General features: G+C 58.7%; 13 protein-coding genes. 9 read left to right on the top strand and 4 right to left on the bottom strand.

What is annotated here, in order from left to right; translation table 11 throughout:
• Window positions 1-126: 126 nt before the first annotated feature.
• Window positions 127-1,476 carry a 30S ribosomal protein S12 methylthiotransferase RimO gene (rimO, locus tag ACFC20_RS16940; RefSeq protein WP_375194021.1) on the bottom strand — a complete coding sequence of 450 codons (1,350 nt, stop codon included), beginning with the start codon at window positions 1,474-1,476 and terminating at the stop codon, window positions 127-129.
• A 310-nt stretch (window positions 1,477-1,786) separates the two neighbouring features.
• On the opposite strand from rimO, the gene ACFC20_RS16935 reads away from it, so the two are divergent.
• The 3 genes from ACFC20_RS16935 (at window position 1,787) to cysN (ending at window position 4,932) form a co-directional block, all read left to right on the top strand.
• Window positions 1,787-2,197 (top strand): PilZ domain-containing protein, encoded by a 411-nt coding sequence (locus tag ACFC20_RS16935; protein ID WP_375194020.1) that lies wholly within the window; start codon window positions 1,787-1,789, stop codon window positions 2,195-2,197.
• A gap of 166 nt (window positions 2,198-2,363) precedes the next feature.
• Window positions 2,364-3,272 carry a sulfate adenylyltransferase subunit CysD gene (gene cysD / locus ACFC20_RS16930; protein ID WP_091986720.1) on the top strand — a complete coding sequence of 303 codons (909 nt, stop codon included), beginning with the start codon at window positions 2,364-2,366 and terminating at the stop codon, window positions 3,270-3,272.
• A gap of 1 nt (window position 3,273) precedes the next feature.
• Window positions 3,274-4,932, top strand: coding sequence for a sulfate adenylyltransferase subunit CysN (gene cysN, locus ACFC20_RS16925; RefSeq protein WP_375194019.1), 1,659 nt, complete (start codon window positions 3,274-3,276; stop codon window positions 4,930-4,932).
• 70 nt (window positions 4,933-5,002) lie between these two features.
• Here the strand turns inward: cysN and ACFC20_RS16920 are convergent, their stop codons facing one another.
• Complete coding sequence (locus ACFC20_RS16920) at window positions 5,003-6,199, bottom strand: alginate export family protein (protein ID WP_375194018.1); 1,197 nt, start codon at window positions 6,197-6,199, stop codon at window positions 5,003-5,005.
• Between the two features lie 427 nt (window positions 6,200-6,626).
• Between ACFC20_RS16920 and ACFC20_RS16915 the strand changes: the two genes are divergently transcribed.
• The gene (locus ACFC20_RS16915; RefSeq protein WP_375194017.1) at window positions 6,627-7,643 is read left to right on the top strand and encodes a nucleoid-associated protein; all 1,017 of its coding nucleotides are present in this window, start codon (window positions 6,627-6,629) and stop codon (window positions 7,641-7,643) included.
• Here ACFC20_RS16915 and trmH read toward each other — a convergent pair.
• A complete protein-coding gene (gene trmH, locus ACFC20_RS16910) occupies window positions 7,579-8,346 on the bottom strand; it encodes a tRNA (guanosine(18)-2'-O)-methyltransferase TrmH (RefSeq protein WP_375194016.1) in 768 nt (255 codons plus the stop codon). The two genes, ACFC20_RS16915 and trmH, sit on opposite strands and share 65 nt — an antisense overlap.
• Window positions 8,347-8,540: 194 nt before the next feature.
• Here trmH and miaB point away from each other — a divergent pair, with 194 nt between their 5' ends.
• From miaB to lnt, 5 genes are all read left to right on the top strand, one after another.
• On the top strand, window positions 8,541-9,887 hold the full coding sequence (miaB, locus tag ACFC20_RS16905; RefSeq protein ID WP_375194015.1) for a tRNA (N6-isopentenyl adenosine(37)-C2)-methylthiotransferase MiaB: 1,347 nt from the start codon (window positions 8,541-8,543) through the stop codon (window positions 9,885-9,887).
• Window positions 9,888-10,305: 418 nt separating this feature from the next.
• A complete protein-coding gene (locus ACFC20_RS16900) occupies window positions 10,306-11,289 on the top strand; it encodes a PhoH family protein (RefSeq protein WP_375194014.1) in 984 nt (327 codons plus the stop codon).
• On the top strand, window positions 11,286-11,759 hold the full coding sequence (gene ybeY, locus ACFC20_RS16895; RefSeq protein ID WP_375194013.1) for an rRNA maturation RNase YbeY: 474 nt from the start codon (window positions 11,286-11,288) through the stop codon (window positions 11,757-11,759). Before ACFC20_RS16900 ends, ybeY begins: the two co-directional genes overlap by 4 nt.
• Window positions 11,756-12,601, top strand: coding sequence for an HlyC/CorC family transporter (locus ACFC20_RS16890; RefSeq protein WP_375194012.1), 846 nt, complete (start codon window positions 11,756-11,758; stop codon window positions 12,599-12,601). The genes ybeY and ACFC20_RS16890 overlap by 4 nt, the downstream gene beginning before the upstream one ends.
• Window positions 12,591-14,150, top strand: a complete 1,560-nt coding sequence (gene lnt, locus ACFC20_RS16885) for an apolipoprotein N-acyltransferase (RefSeq protein ID WP_375194011.1) — start codon at window positions 12,591-12,593, stop codon at window positions 14,148-14,150. Before ACFC20_RS16890 ends, lnt begins: the two co-directional genes overlap by 11 nt.
• On the opposite strand, the gene ACFC20_RS16880 is transcribed toward lnt, so the two are convergent.
• A complete protein-coding gene (locus ACFC20_RS16880; RefSeq protein WP_375194010.1) occupies window positions 14,119-14,667 on the bottom strand; it encodes a zinc ribbon-containing protein in 549 nt (182 codons plus the stop codon). The two genes, lnt and ACFC20_RS16880, sit on opposite strands and share 32 nt — an antisense overlap.
• Window positions 14,668-14,786 lie beyond the last annotated feature (119 nt).

Here is a 14,786-nt window from a genome sequence, read left to right as displayed (position 1 = left end):
AATGTCGGCGGCCAAGGATGGCCGACGCCAAGCGCACATGGATGTGCTCGTAGCGGTTTTTGGAAGGCTCCTCCCGCCGAGGCTCGCCCCCGAATTCAACAAGCTAGGTGCCCAAGCCGAAAGCCATCAAAGAAGCCGAGCCCAAAGATCATGCTCATCGGCATGCTCAACCACGGCCTGGACAATTTCGCCGGGCACCAAGTCGGTCTCGTCGTTAAGGTAAACCATGCCGTCGATCTCCGGGGCATCCGCCTTGGAGCGGCCAATGGCGCCCTCCTCGTCCACCTCGTCGATGAGCACCTCGATGGTCTTGCCAACCTTGGCCTGCAGCCGGGCCGCTGAGATCTCGGCCTGCTTCTCCATAAACCGGGCAAGGCGTTCCTCTTTGACCTCCTCCGGAACCGCACCTTCCAGTTCGTTGGCCTTGGCGCCCTCAACGGCGCTGTATTTGAACGCGCCAACGCGGTCCAGCTGAGCTTCGTCCAGCCAGTCCAGCAGGTACTGGAAGTCTTCCTCCGTTTCGCCCGGGAAGCCGACGATGAAGGTGGAGCGGATGGTCAGCTCGGGGCAGATTTCCCGCCACTTGCGAATGCGCTCGAGGGTCTTGCTGTCGTGGGCCGGGCGTTTCATGGCCTTGAGCACCCGCGGGCTCGCGTGCTGGAACGGGATGTCCAGGTACGGCAGGATCTTGCCCTCGGCCATAAGTGGAATAACGTCGTCCACGTGGGGATACGGATACACGTAGTGCAGGCGCACCCAAACGCCCAGTTCACCCAGGGCCTCGCACAGGGACTGCATTTTGGTCTTCAGGGGGCGCCCCTGCCAGAAACCGGTGCGGTACTTGGTGTCCACGCCGTAGGCGGAGGTGTCCTGGGAGATCACCAACAGTTCTTTGACGCCGGCATCCACCAGGCGCTTGGCTTCGTCCATAACGTCGCCGATCGGGCGGCTGACCAGATCGCCCCGCATGGAGGGAATGATGCAAAAGGTACAACGATGGTTGCAGCCTTCGGAGATTTTCAGGTACGCGAAGTGCCGGGGTGTCAGTTTGATACCCTGGGGCGGAACCAGATCGGTGAAAGGATCGTGTTGCTTCTTCGGAGGCACGAACTGGTGCACGGCGCCGACCACTTCCTCGTAGGCATGAGGACCTGAAACGGCAAGCACGCCCGGGTGGGTGTCGCGAATCTTGTCAGCTTCAACGCCCATGCAACCGGTGACGATCACCTTGCCGTTCTCGTTGATGGCTTCGCCAATGGCGTCCAGGGATTCCTGCTTGGCCGCGTCGATAAAGCCACAGGTGTTCACCACCACGATGTCGGCGTCGTCGTACGTGGGCACGACATCGTAACCGTCCAGCCGCAGTTGGGTGAGAATCCGCTCGGAGTCCACAAGCGCCTTGGGGCATCCAAGGCTGATGAAACCGACTTTGCCGTTACCTGATGCGGTAGGCTGGCTTTGGGTGTTGTCTGTCATAGAAAGCGCGTATCCCCGGGCTTTTCAGGCCCTACAGAGTGTCAAAGCCGGGATTTTACACGACGCAGGATGCGGCTGCAGCAGGTCTCAGCCCGGCCAGATGCGCGAATTGTACCGACAGGGATCAAAATTTGTGACACTCTGTTCAGAAAGATTTAATAAAACTGCCACAATTAACGGCAGACTTCTTGCTGATCACAAAATAAACAACTACACTTTCATGCGTTTATAGTGCGTACAAGTGTTTTTCTGGAAGAGAACTATGGGAAAGGCAGCCTCATTCGAAACCAGACACGCTCAAAGAGTGAAAATGAGACCGGTCGCCGTGAAACTGAACCTGCGCAATCAACAGAGGGTGGACGTTGCCACCGATATCACCATCGAGAAACCGGATGGCTGCTGCCTGACCTGCTCGGTTTCCAACCTCTCGCGCACGGGCGTGATGGTGTCCTGTAGTCAGGAAATCGTGAAGCAGTTGATTCCCGAACAGAGGGCACCGGCGCCGGGCCACTGGATTGCCGTGAAAACCCGTTTTTCGGTGCCGGTGGTGGCCAAGCAGCCTGTGTCCATCATCGCCGATGGCAACATCGTACACATGCGCCGGATCGCCCGGGACGAATTCCAGGTGGGTATCCAGTTCGCTGAATTCGAAGGCAACGGTTTCGATTACGTAGATCGCTACGTCTCCAAGCTGCTGGCCGACTCCCGCAATCCAGTCTGATCGAGCGCCTCCAACTCCCATCTGCGCGGCCATGCGCCAGTTGCGCGCTATATTGTTATAACGCCAATGTCTAGTTGGCCACCTTCTTATGCCCTTGCCGCCTCTGGTATAGTTGCGCTATTCACACGCATAGCCATAACGGCCCGCACGGCGGCAATGGATAACCATGACCACATACAACCTCACACATCTTAAACAGCTGGAAGCCGAAAGCATCCACATCATTCGGGAAGTGGCAGCCGAGTTCGACAATCCGGTGATGCTCTACTCCATCGGCAAGGATTCCGCAGTAATGCTGCACCTGGCCCTTAAGGCGTTCTACCCGGGCAAACCGCCCTTTCCGCTGATGCACATCGACACCACCTGGAAGTTCCGCGACATGATCAAGTTCCGGGACAATGTGGCAGAGAAGTTTGGCCTGGACCTGATCGTGCACACCAATCAGGAAGGCGTGGCCCAGGGCATCGGCCCGTTTACTCACGGCAGCGCCAAGCACACCGATGTGATGAAGACCCAGGCGCTGAAGCAGGCCCTGAACAAGTACAAGTTCGACGCGGCCTTTGGCGGTGCCCGCCGTGACGAAGAGAAGTCCCGGGCCAAGGAGCGTGTGTACTCGTTCCGCGACGAACACCACCGCTGGGACCCGAAGAACCAGCGGCCCGAGCTGTGGAACATCTACAACGGCAAAATCAACAAGGGTGAGAGCATACGTGTGTTCCCGCTCTCCAACTGGACCGAGCTGGATATCTGGCAGTACATCTACCTCGAGAACATCGACATTGTTCCCCTGTACTTCGCGGCCGAACGTCCCGTGGTGGAGCGCGATGGCACGCTGATCATGGTGGACGACGATCGCATGCCCCTGAAGGAAGGCGAGAAGCCAATGATGAAATCCGTCCGCTTCCGCACCCTGGGCTGTTACCCGCTGACCGGCGCCATCGAATCCGAGGCGGCCACACTCCCGGACATCATCCAGGAAATGTTGCTGGCCAAGAGCTCCGAGCGTCAGGGCCGGGTCATCGACCACGATTCAGCCGGCTCCATGGAACAGAAAAAGCGGGAAGGGTATTTCTAAGATGTCACACCAGTCTGATCTGATTGCAGAAGATATTCAGGCCTACCTGAAGCAGCACGAAAACAAGGAACTCCTGCGCCTGCTCACCTGCGGCAGCGTGGACGACGGCAAGAGCACGCTCATTGGCCGCCTGCTGCACGACACCAAGATGATCTACGAAGATCACATGGCCAGCCTGAAAACCGACAGTGCCAAGATGGGTACCACCGGCGAGAAACTGGACCTCGCCCTTTTGGTGGACGGCCTGCAGGCTGAGCGGGAACAGGGCATCACCATCGACGTGGCCTACCGCTACTTCTCCACCGACAAACGCAAGTTCATCATCGCCGATACCCCGGGCCACGAGCAGTACACCCGCAACATGGCTACCGGCGCCTCCACCGCGCAGGTCGCGATCCTGATGATCGACGCCCGCCACGGTGTGCTGACCCAGACCCGCCGGCACTCGTACATCGCCTCCCTGCTGGGCATTCGCCACATCGTGGTGGCGGTGAACAAGATGGACCTGGTGGATTTCAGTGAAGAGCGCTTCAACGAAATCAAGGACGACTACCTGGCGTTCGCCGCCAAATTGGGCCTGAAAGATATCCGCTTTGTGCCGATCTCCGCCCTGGAAGGCGATAATGTGGTGAACAAGAGCGAGAACACGCCCTGGTTCACCGGCCAGCCTCTGATGGAAATCCTGGAAACCGTGGAAGTGGGCCGCGACAAGAACCTGGAGCACTTCCGCTTCCCGGTGCAGTACGTCACCCGCCCGAACCTGAACTTCCGGGGTTTCTGCGGCACCATCGCCTCCGGCGTGATCCGCCCGGGCGAAAAGGTCATGGCCCTGCCCTCCCGGCGCACCAGCACCGTGAAGGAAATCGTCACCTACGATGGCAAGCTCGAGGAAGCCTACATTGACCAGGCCATCACCCTGACCCTGACCGACGAGATCGACGTCAGCCGTGGCGACATGCTGGTCAAAGTTGAAGACGAGCCGGAAGTGGCCAACCGCTTCAACGCCAACATCGTGTGGATGACCGACGCCCCGCTCGAGACCGGTCGCCTCTACGACATCAAGCTGGGCCCGACGTTCACCTCCGGCACGGTCAAGAAGATTCACCACCAGACCGATGTAAACACTCTGGAGCAGCAGGCCAACCCGAGCCAGCTTCAGCTCAACGAAATCGGCCTGTGCGAGTTGACCCTGAACCAGCCGATCGCGTTTGACGCCTACCAGCGCAACCACGCCACCGGTAGCTTCATCGTGATCGACCGACTGAGCAACGTGACCATCGGCGCAGGCATGGTCGCCGGCCTGGCCGACGGCAGCGAATCCCTGGATCCGGTCACCGCCGAGGAGCGCGAGCGTCGCCTGGCCCAGAAGCCGGCCATCATTGCCTGTAACGGCAAGCAGGCTCAAGCTCTGGCAATCGCGCTTGAGCGCGCACTCTTTGATCAAGGCAAAACGTCGGTGGTGCTGAGCGAGGAAAATGCTGGCAATGCAGATGACCGTCGCCGCGCTGCTCAGTTAGTATCGGCTCATGGGCTTATTGCCATTGCGGTAACCCTGGGTTCTGAGCTGGCGTCGGCATCTGCCGCCGCTGATAACAGCCTCGACATTCCCGAAGTCGTCAGCAAACTGGTTCAGGATCTGGTGCGTAACCGGCGTATTTAAGGACCCACTAAATGCAGTATGACTCCGAACCGTCCGGATCGGAGTCATACTGCTGTTTTCAACATCACTCTCAGAACTTGGCGCCGAGCGTCACCCAGAGCTTGTCAGTATCCACTTTTCCTGCCGCCGCATCTCCTGCCATGTAGCGAGCGTATTTAATGCCAGCAGAGTAGTGCTGCGCAAAGGGACGCTGATAGGCAAGATCAACTTCACTCCCCAGATCATCGGCATTTACCGATGAGTCGCTAGCACTGTATTCGTGGTAGCGCGCAGTTAAATTGCCCCCAGCGAGCGGAGCTTTCACAGTAAACGACAGATCCTCCAACCCGCCGGACGGAGTGGCCAAAAATTGATCGGCCCAGCCATTTTGAGCGTGCAACGTCGCCAACGGGGTGGAAAACCCATACTGGCCATTGTCTGACCCCAAAACCTCATATCCTGCAAGAATCGTAAGATTGACAGCGCTTATTCCAACCTCAAACAGATAGTAGTCCGCATCAAACTCATTATTGCCCGATTCCGACGTTTGAGTCGCGTACTCCGCCGTGTAATTGATCGCTAGTGATTCGAGGTCGGACTGCCCAACGTATCGAACCCCAAAGGTATCGAGCGCGTTATCAGCCCCTTTGTCGACCTCGAGCAGGTAAGCGTAGCCGGTTATGCTGCCAAGAGGCGATTGGTAGCGCGCATTAACCAAGTGATCCTTCGAAGGCAGATCCCGGCTTTCTGCAAAAATGCGGTTGCGTTGGCTTAGGTAGGCGTAGTCAACTGTAACACTAGCTAATGGGGTATAGGTCAGGCGTGCAGCATCAAAGGTTTGTCGGTCCTGGCGCCAGCCCACATGACCAACAAAGCGATGATTGTCGTAGGTGATGACTTGTCGACCCAGCCGCCCTGTTACCTGGCCAACCTTGTACTGCAGGTAGGCCTGATCCAGCTCTGTTGTTTCAGGATCAGCAATAACGGAGTAATTGGTATTTTTACCCAGCGTATCGTTGTAATCGTCGAAGCCAAGAACGTTTCGCGAATCCTCGAATTCCACGAGTCCCGAGACGCCAAAATAATCTAACGTTCGATACCCAAGACGCGTTCGCATCGTTACGCCTTCAGCATCCTTGAGCGCGTTGTCTTGTTGAACTTGCTCATAACGCAGGCGGAGATCGCCGTACACCGTACCACCACTGAAGGCTTCGTGAAGTTCTACGTTCTGCGCCTGCACCGAACTACCGGCCAAGCCCGCGATAACAGCCATGCCTACTTTTTTCATTGTCGCACACCTCATTAATGATCCCCTTATACGATTAACCGACAGGTCCTAAGACAAAAAAACGCTTATAGCTCCGAAGAAACCTTCGGAACGCTAAGCGCCTTTGCTTGAAGTAATGTTCCTGGGTACAGGCCAAACCACTAACTACGCACTGACCCACCCAACCAATCAGAAGGCACACAATACGCCAACTCGAAAAAACCACTTAATAACAGATACTTGAACAACAACCAAACTTAGTTCGGCGAACCTTTTAGGCCTGCGATCGCTCTTAAATCGGGCGGTGGCACAAGTTACGTGCACAGATTTGGCAAAAAATAGACGACCTTTCGGCATTGGCTCTCGCACCAATCAGCTATACCATCCCAGTGAATTCGTGGTGTATACGCTTTCTATTCACGACAATCGCAAAAGGACATATTCAGCAATGGCAATCAAAGGGTTGAGGACGGCTTTTTTCGGTCACTTTCAGCCGGGAAAGACCGCGCGACTTGTTGCCGGGGAGCCATTATCGGAGCCTGGAGGAGAATACGAGAGTCTCCACAAGCAGATGAAGCGCCTGTTCAACAGCAAACCGGGCAAGAAATACGGCCGGTTCTCCGAAGATCTGGGCGAATGCCCGTTCAGCGCCTGGCTCAAGGACTATCTGGAAGACAAGCAGAGCTTTGGCGCCTTGACAGATCGACTGTTCGGCCAGTGGCAGGAGCTGCTGACCGGCAGCCAGGAAGAATTCGACGGCCACCTGATGATCGTGCACGACGCCCTGGCAGATTCCGAGGTGGTCTACCTGTTTATTCTGGAGACCGACAGCGCCCTGCGGTTCGATGGCAAACAGTCGCTGGACGCCACGGATGTATTGAGCCTGTCCCGCCTGAACCTGGCGGTACGCATCGAGTTGGACGACTGGCGCAGCAACAACCCGGCGGAGAACTACCTCACCCTGGTGCACGGCCGCGGCACCGGCGAGCCGGGCGACTTGTTTATTCGCCTTTGCGGGTTCACCAACCAGGTGGACGTGGAGAAAGAAACCCTGACCTTCCTGGACGCTGTTGAAGCCTTTGCCAAGTCTTCCGAGCCGGAGAAAGCCGGCGAGGTGCGCATCAAGGCCTACGAATTCTGCAAGGAGCAGCACGCCCTGGGCGAGCCGGTGGAAATCGAGGCGCTGTCTGGCTATTTGGATGAAAACGAGCCGCAGCGGTTCAAGGAATTCGCCTCCAAAACAGCGGAACTGCCGGAAAGCGGCGTGCTGCACCCAGACCACCGGAAGGTGAAGAAACTGGTGCGCATTGCCGGCTCCGGCGGCGGTATGAGCGTGTCCTTCTCCTCGGACCTGGTGAACCAGGCGGTGTACTACGACCGGGACAAGGACGCGCTGACCATCACCCGGCTTCCGAAGGCCCTGCGGGAGCAGCTTCAGCGGTATCTGGAAGCTCGCGAGGAGTGAGATTCTGGCGCTTTTTGGCCCGCAGCTTACGCACCTCCTGCATCCAGCCCACCCCGTCGATCAGTTCCCCGGTTTCCGGATCAATCGACGGGTACGGCAGATTGCGGTCGTCGCAGTAGCGCTTGACGGTGGGCTGACACCAGTGGAACAGCAGACGGTTGTATTCGTCCTCCGGCAACCGCCGCTGATCAAACAGACCCGCCAGCTTCCGCTGCCTCTGCGCCTCCGACAGGATGATCGCGCAGGCGGATGACACGTTCAGCGACTCCACCATGCCCATCATCGGAATCACAATGTGCTCATCGGCCTGGGCGGCGGCATCGGCACTGACCCCATCCACCTCGTTGCCCATAATCACCGTGCAGGGCACCGTGTAGTCCGCCTCCCGGAAATCAATGGCCCGGTCGGAAAGCTGGGCGGCATAAAGCTTGTGCCCCTGCGCCCTCAGCGACGCCATCGCGTCATCCATGCTCCGATGGGTGTGCGTGGTCACCCAGTTAAAACTGCCGCCAGCCGTCTTTCGAAATGCGCGGAATCCCTCCCGGGGCCACACCACGTGCATGTTGGCCAGACCAAAGGCATCGCAGGAGCGGATGATGGCGGACAGGTTCCGCGGTTTGTGGACCTGGTCGGTGAGGACACTCAGGTCCGGTTGCCGGGTGTCGAGGGTCTGTTTGATTCGGGCGAGACGTTCGGGAGTCATTGGTTTTTCATAGTAAGAGTTTGCCTGAGGCGCGGAATAGTAACACAACCAGGCTAGCAACAACCCGAGACAGAGGTGGTTGAAGAATGAGCACCCCGTTATAATACGCAGTTCCTTTTTGCTGGCGCCTACGCTAGAAGCACCCGATACCCGGCGCACCATCCACCCGTTACGCACCAGACCACGTGAGACCCATGGCCAAGAAGCTGTACATCAAAACCCACGGCTGTCAGATGAACGAGTATGACTCTGCCCGCATGGCAGACCTGCTCAAGACCGGCGAGCGCGTTGAAATGACCGACTCGCCCGATGACGCCGACATCCTGCTGCTGAACACCTGCTCCATCCGGGAAAAAGCCCAGGAGAAGGTATTCCACCAGCTTGGCCGCTGGAAAGGACTCAAGAGCAAGAAACCCGACCTGATCATCGGCGTTGGCGGCTGCGTGGCCTCCCAGGAAGGCCAGGCCATCATCGACCGTGCACCCTACGTGGACATGGTGTTCGGCCCACAAACGCTGCACCGCCTGCCGGACATGATTACCGAAGTCCGCGCCAAGGGTAATGGCGTGGGCGTGGTGGACGTCAGCTTCCCGGAGATCGAGAAGTTCGACAACCTGCCTGAGCCCGGCGCCGACGGCCCCTCCGCGTTTGTATCCATCATGGAAGGCTGCAGTAAATACTGCACCTTCTGCGTGGTGCCCTACACCCGCGGCGAGGAAGTCAGCCGCCCGGCGGATGACGTGATTGCCGAAGTGGCCCACCTGGCCAGCCAGGGCGTGCGCGAAGTGAACCTGCTGGGACAGAACGTGAACGCCTACCGGGGTGAGACCCACGACGGCGACACCATGGACCTGGCCGAGCTGATCGAACTGATCGCCACCATCGACGGCATTGATCGCATCCGCTATACCACCAGCCACCCGGTGGAGTTCTCCGATGCCCTGATCGAGGTCTACGAGCGCGTGCCGGAACTGGTCAGCCACCTGCATCTGCCGGTGCAGAGTGGCTCCGACCGGATCCTGGCGGCCATGAAGCGTGGCCACACCGCCCTGGAGTACAAATCCAAGCTCCGCCGCCTGCGCAAGATCCGCCCGGACATCAGTTTTTCCTCGGACTTCATCATTGGCTTCCCGGGCGAAACCGAGAAGGATTTCGAGGACACCATGAAGCTGATCAACGACATCGGCTTCGACATGTCCTTCAGCTTCGTTTACAGCGCCCGCCCGGGCACGCCTGCGTCGGACCTGCCGGACGACACGCCGATGGAGGTGAAGAAGCAGCGCCTGAGCATCCTGCAGGACCGGCTGAACCAGAATGTGATGGACATCAGCCGCAAGATGGTGGGCTCCACCCAGCGTATTCTGGTGACGGGCTTGTCGAAGAAGGACCCTGGCGAGTATGCGGGGCGTACGGAGAATAACCGGATTGTGAACTTCCGGCATGAGAATCCGGAGGTGGTTGGGCACTTTATAGATGTCGAGATTGTTGAGGCTTATCCCAACTCTCTTCGCGGGGTGCCTGTGAATTCGGATTTGTTTTAGGCCTGGTTTCGTATTCGTCTGGGGTTTGGTGTAGGGCGAGTGGTGCGTATGGCTTCCCAAAAAACGCTACGAGCACATCCATGTGCGCTTGGCGTCGGCCATCCATGGCCGCCGACATTTTTGGGAAGCCATACGCACCACTCTCCGCTTATTACTCCCTTGCATGGCCGAAGAAGCTTTCACCGGTAAATACGCCCTACTTGTTTTTTAACGTTCGGGCCTGCAAATAGTCTGGCGGGTGTTTGGCAGGTGGCGCTTCCCAAAAACGTGGAGTGCCAGGGATGGCACGACCGAGCCCTACAGGGACGTACTCGCGGGCGCTTTTTGGGAAGCGCCACCTGCCAAACACCCCAATCCAATCCAGAAACTCGTACTCCCGGAACCAAAAACCACGGGAGTAAACGAAAACGGAGCACTTTTGAACGCCAACGATCACAGACAATTTGACCTGCATCCCGTGGACCAGCGTCGGCTGGCGACGTTGTGTGGACAGTTTGATGACAACCTGAAGATGATCGAGAAACGCCTTCAGGTGAAGGTCGGCCGCAGGGGCCATCATTTTCGGGTGGAAGGGGAAACCGAGCATGTGGCCGCTGCTGTCGAGGTAATTCGTCATCTGTACCGGGAAACCGAGGCGACGGACGACATTCCGCTGGATACGGTGCATCTGTTCATCCGGGAGACCGGCTTTGAGCGCCTGCCCGAGGATGTGCCGTACAACGGCGCGGTCACCGTGATCAAGACGCCGAAGCTCACTGCCAAGCCGCGCGGGGCGAATCAGCAGAAGTATGTGCACAACATACGCACCCACGACATCAACTTCGGCATCGGCCCGGCCGGTACCGGCAAAACCTGGCTCGCGGTGGCCTGTGCCGTGGAGGCGTTGAAAGACGAGCAGGTGAAGCGGATTCTACTGGTGCGGCCGGCGGTGGAGGCCGGGGAGAAACTGGGGTTCCTGCCCGGGGATCTGGCCCAGAAGGTGGACCCGTACCTGCGGCCCCTTTACGACGCGCTTTACGAGATGCTCGGTTTTGACCAGGTCACCCGTCTGATCGAGAAGAGTGTGATCGAGATTGCGCCCCTGGCGTTCATGCGTGGGCGAACCCTGAACAATTCGTTCATCATCCTGGATGAGAGCCAGAACACCACCCGGGAACAGATGAAGATGTTCCTGACCCGGATCGGTTTTGGCTCCACCGCGGTGATCACCGGTGATACCACCCAGGTGGACCTGCCGCGGGGGCAGAATTCCGGGTTGATTCACGCGGCCACCGTGCTCAGCAAGGTGCCGGGCATCGGGTTTACCCGGTTTGAGGCCAAAGACGTAGTGCGTCATCCGCTGGTTCAGCGAATTGTGGAAGCCTATGATTCGTTTGACGATACGAGTGCAACGGGCCAATGAGCAATTTGACCGTTGATTTCCAGCCTGTGTTCGAGGGCCGTGGCGTGCCCCGGGAAGAGCTGGTTCGTGACTGGGCACAGTTAGCCTGGCAAGGAGAGGATCCGTCCGAGGTGACGATCCGTATTGTCGGGTCTGAAGAGAGCCAGGCGCTGAACCATCAATACCGGGGCAAGGACTACCCGACCAACGTGTTGTCCTTCCCATTTGAGGCGCCACCCGGTATAACGGTGCCATTGGCCGGCGATCTGGTGATTTGCGCACCGGTCGTGGAAAGCGAGGCCCGGGAGCAGCAAAAAACCCTGGAGGCCCACTGGGCCCACATGGTGATCCACGGCATGCTGCATCTCCAGGGCTACGATCACATTGAAGATGAAGATGCCGAGGTCATGGAAGCCCTCGAAATCCGGCTGCTTGCGCAGCTTGGATATGGCAACCCCTACGAAGCAGAGGAAACGGAACAAGACTCATGAGCGACGATCAGTCGAGTCGCAGTCAGGGCAGCAAGTCCTGGCTGGATCGTATATCACAGGCCTTTTCCAGCGGGCCTGAGTCCGTCGAGGACGTGCTGGAAATCCTGCGGGACGCTGAGTCCCAGAATATCATCGACACCGATGCCATGAGCATTATCGAAGGTGCGATGCAGGTGATCGACATGCGCGTGGATGAAATCATGATTCCCCGCTCACAGATGGTCACCGTCAAAGCGTCCCAGGAGCCCAAGGAATTCCTGAGTGAGATCATGGAATCCGCCCACAGCCGTTTCCCGGTGATTGGCGACAGCCAGGATGATGTGATCGGCATCCTGCTTGCCAAGGATCTGCTTCCCCTTGCCCTGAACAACGACCTGAACTGGAACCGCATCCGCGAGATCCTGCGGCCACCCAACTTTGTGCCCGAGAGCAAGCGCCTGAACCAGTTGCTCAAGGAGTTCAAGGAGAACCGCAACCACATGGCCATCGTGGTGGACGAGTATGGCGGTACCGCTGGCCTGATTACCATCGAGGACGTGCTCGAGCAGATCGTCGGCGAGATCGAGGACGAGCACGATTTCGACGAGGAAACCAACATCAAGGCCCGGGGTGATGGCAGTTACGCCGTCAAGGCGGTCACTCCGATTGATGACTTCAACGAGTTTTTCGAGACCGAGCTGGACGAAGAGGAATTCGACACCATCGGCGGCCTGGTACTCAAGGAGTTCGGACACTTGCCCAGACGGGGCGAGTCGGTGGAGTTTGGTGGTTTGAATTTTGCCATTGCCAACGCCGACAACCGTGTTATCCGTCTGTTGCAGGTAACCCGCAGTGAGCAGTGAAACCACGCGTCAATCCCTGAGCACACCCCTGTCATCGAACGGCTGGCTGGGTGCCGCCACGCTTCTGCTGGCCGGCGCCCTGCAGACGTTGACGTTCTCGCCCTTTCACCTGTGGTGGCTGGGGCCTGTCTCCATGGTGCTCATCCTGCTGGTAACGGTGCCCCAGGCCCCGGAAAAGCTTTTCCGGGCCGGCTGGTTTACCGGACTGGGTCTGTTTGCCAGCGGCGCCAGCTGGGTCTACGTCAGCATTAGTGAACACGGCAACACCGCGATCCCGATCGCGGTGTTGCTGACGGTGATTTTCGTGGCCGGCCTGGCCCTGTTCCACGGCCTGGCCTTCTGGTTCTGGGGCAAACTGGCAAAGCAGAACCCGGTTCGCCGCCTTATCCTGTTCCCGGCCATCTGGATTCTGGGAGACTGGCTCCGGAGCTGGCTGCTGACCGGATTTCCCTGGCTCTACCTGGGCACGGCCCACACCGACGGTCCGCTGGCTGGCCTCGCCCCGTTGACCGGCGTGCATGGGATCACCTTCTGGATTGCGGTCTCCGGCGCAGCGCTTTACGGTGTCTGGTGGCTGATTCGGGACCGGCGGCCCGTGGCTGCGGGCATCACGGTTGTCGTGGCGCTGATTCCCTGGCTGGCAGCCCCCGCCATGAACCGCATCCAGTGGACCGAGCTGGCCTCGGAGCCCACAAGCTTCGCTGCCATGCAGGGCAACATTCCCCAGCAGATCAAGTGGGACCCGGAGTTTCTGAAAGACCAGATCGTCACCTACCTCGGCATGACTGAGGACCACTGGAACACCGACCTGATACTCTGGCCAGAAACGGCCATTCCGATTCCCCAGGACCAGGCGGGCAAGATCATTGATCACATCGATGAACAGCTTGGCGAGAACAGTACCCTGATCACCGGCATTCCCTGGTACGGCTTCAGCGACCGCATCGAGGATTTCACCTTCCACAACAGCATCATGGCCATCGGCAATGGCGAAGGCATGTACCACAAGCAGAAGCTGGTGCCCTTCGGGGAGTATGTGCCGCTGCAGAGTGTGCTGCGAGGGCTGATTGGGTTCTTCGACCTGCCCATGAGCGATTTCACCCGCGGCCCGGAATGGCAAGACCCGCTGCTCGCCAATGGCGTCAAGGTGATGCCGTTTATCTGCTACGAGGTGGCCTATCCGGATTTCGTGGCCTTCAACGCCCGAGGCTCGGGCCTCCTGCTGACCATCAGCAACGACGGCTGGTTCGGCGATTCCATCGGCCCGCTGCAGCACCTGCAGATCGCCCGGATGCGCGCCCTGGAAACCGGCCGTTACATGGTCCGGGGTACCAACAATGGCGTGACCGCGATCATCAACCATCGGGGCGAGCTGACGCAGACCATCCCGCAGTTCGAGCGCGCCACGCTCACCGGTGAGGTGTTCACCGCCAGCGGAAGCACGCCCTATATGCAAACCGGCTCCTGGCCGGTACTGACTCTCGCCGTGATCCTGATCGTGTTCGTGCGCGAGCGCGTTATTCCTCCTGTTTCGGCCAGCGGCTCGTAACCCGCTCGTAGTAGTGTGAGCCGCAGGCCTCGCAGGGCTCCAGGTGGCTGGTGGCGGTGAGGCACCGCATGTGCCCGCAATTCAGGCACTGGAACATGCCCGCCGTGGCCACTTCGCCCGAGATATACTGGCCCACTTCCTTGTTTTCCAGCTTCTGTTTCAGCTCCAGGGTGTCCACCAGGGTCTTGTCGGCAATCGAGAACAGGCTGTCTGCCAACTGATGCTCAAGAAGGGCTATGTCTAGCTGCAGCCACTCCCGAAGCCCCTCGCCGGTTTCATCGACGAAGTGCAGCAAATGCTCCAGATCCCGCTTGAGGTATTCGCCCAGCAGGTCGGCTTCTTCCCGGGTCATCTCCTCCAGTTCGTACTCGAACTCCACAGCCTTTTGGACCTCGTCCTCCAGGGTCTGCAATGAGGTATTCTCGAATTCCCGCAGCCGCGTTTGCACACGCTCCAGCATGCGGTCATACACTTCCAGGGCCTTACCTGAGAGATGGCTTCTTTCCGGTTCTGTCATGTTGACTCCTTATGGCCCGTTCGGGCTTACCCAACTGTTACTGGGCTGAGGTGCAGGCGCCGCCTGCCGGATGACGGTCGCCTCCTCGGCGGTCCAGCCGACGAGGACGGGTGTGTCTT

Source organism: Marinobacter sp. (genome assembly GCF_041984545.1).
Lineage (GTDB): Bacteria > Pseudomonadota > Gammaproteobacteria > Pseudomonadales > Oleiphilaceae > Marinobacter.
The sequence above is the reverse complement of the archived record's forward strand: the minus strand, read 5'-3'. Positions and strand labels throughout refer to the sequence as shown.

Excerpts from the sequence above, each read along its gene's own strand:
- rimO (WP_375194021.1), bottom strand. The coding sequence starts at position 1,476 with ATGACAGACAACACCCAAAGCCAGCCTACCGCATCAGGTAACGGCAAA.
- ACFC20_RS16935 (WP_375194020.1), top strand. The coding sequence starts at position 1,787 with ATGAGACCGGTCGCCGTGAAACTGAACCTGCGCAATCAACAGAGGGTG.
- cysD (WP_091986720.1), top strand. The coding sequence starts at position 2,364 with ATGACCACATACAACCTCACACATCTTAAACAGCTGGAAGCCGAAAGC.
- cysN (WP_375194019.1), top strand. The coding sequence starts at position 3,274 with ATGTCACACCAGTCTGATCTGATTGCAGAAGATATTCAGGCCTACCTG.
- ACFC20_RS16920 (WP_375194018.1), bottom strand. The coding sequence starts at position 6,199 with ATGAAAAAAGTAGGCATGGCTGTTATCGCGGGCTTGGCCGGTAGTTCG.
- ACFC20_RS16915 (WP_375194017.1), top strand. The coding sequence starts at position 6,627 with ATGGCAATCAAAGGGTTGAGGACGGCTTTTTTCGGTCACTTTCAGCCG.
- trmH (WP_375194016.1), bottom strand. The coding sequence starts at position 8,346 with ATGACTCCCGAACGTCTCGCCCGAATCAAACAGACCCTCGACACCCGG.
- miaB (WP_375194015.1), top strand. The coding sequence starts at position 8,541 with ATGGCCAAGAAGCTGTACATCAAAACCCACGGCTGTCAGATGAACGAG.
- ybeY (WP_375194013.1), top strand. The coding sequence starts at position 11,286 with ATGAGCAATTTGACCGTTGATTTCCAGCCTGTGTTCGAGGGCCGTGGC.
- ACFC20_RS16890 (WP_375194012.1), top strand. The coding sequence starts at position 11,756 with ATGAGCGACGATCAGTCGAGTCGCAGTCAGGGCAGCAAGTCCTGGCTG.
- ACFC20_RS16880 (WP_375194010.1), bottom strand. The coding sequence starts at position 14,667 with ATGACAGAACCGGAAAGAAGCCATCTCTCAGGTAAGGCCCTGGAAGTG.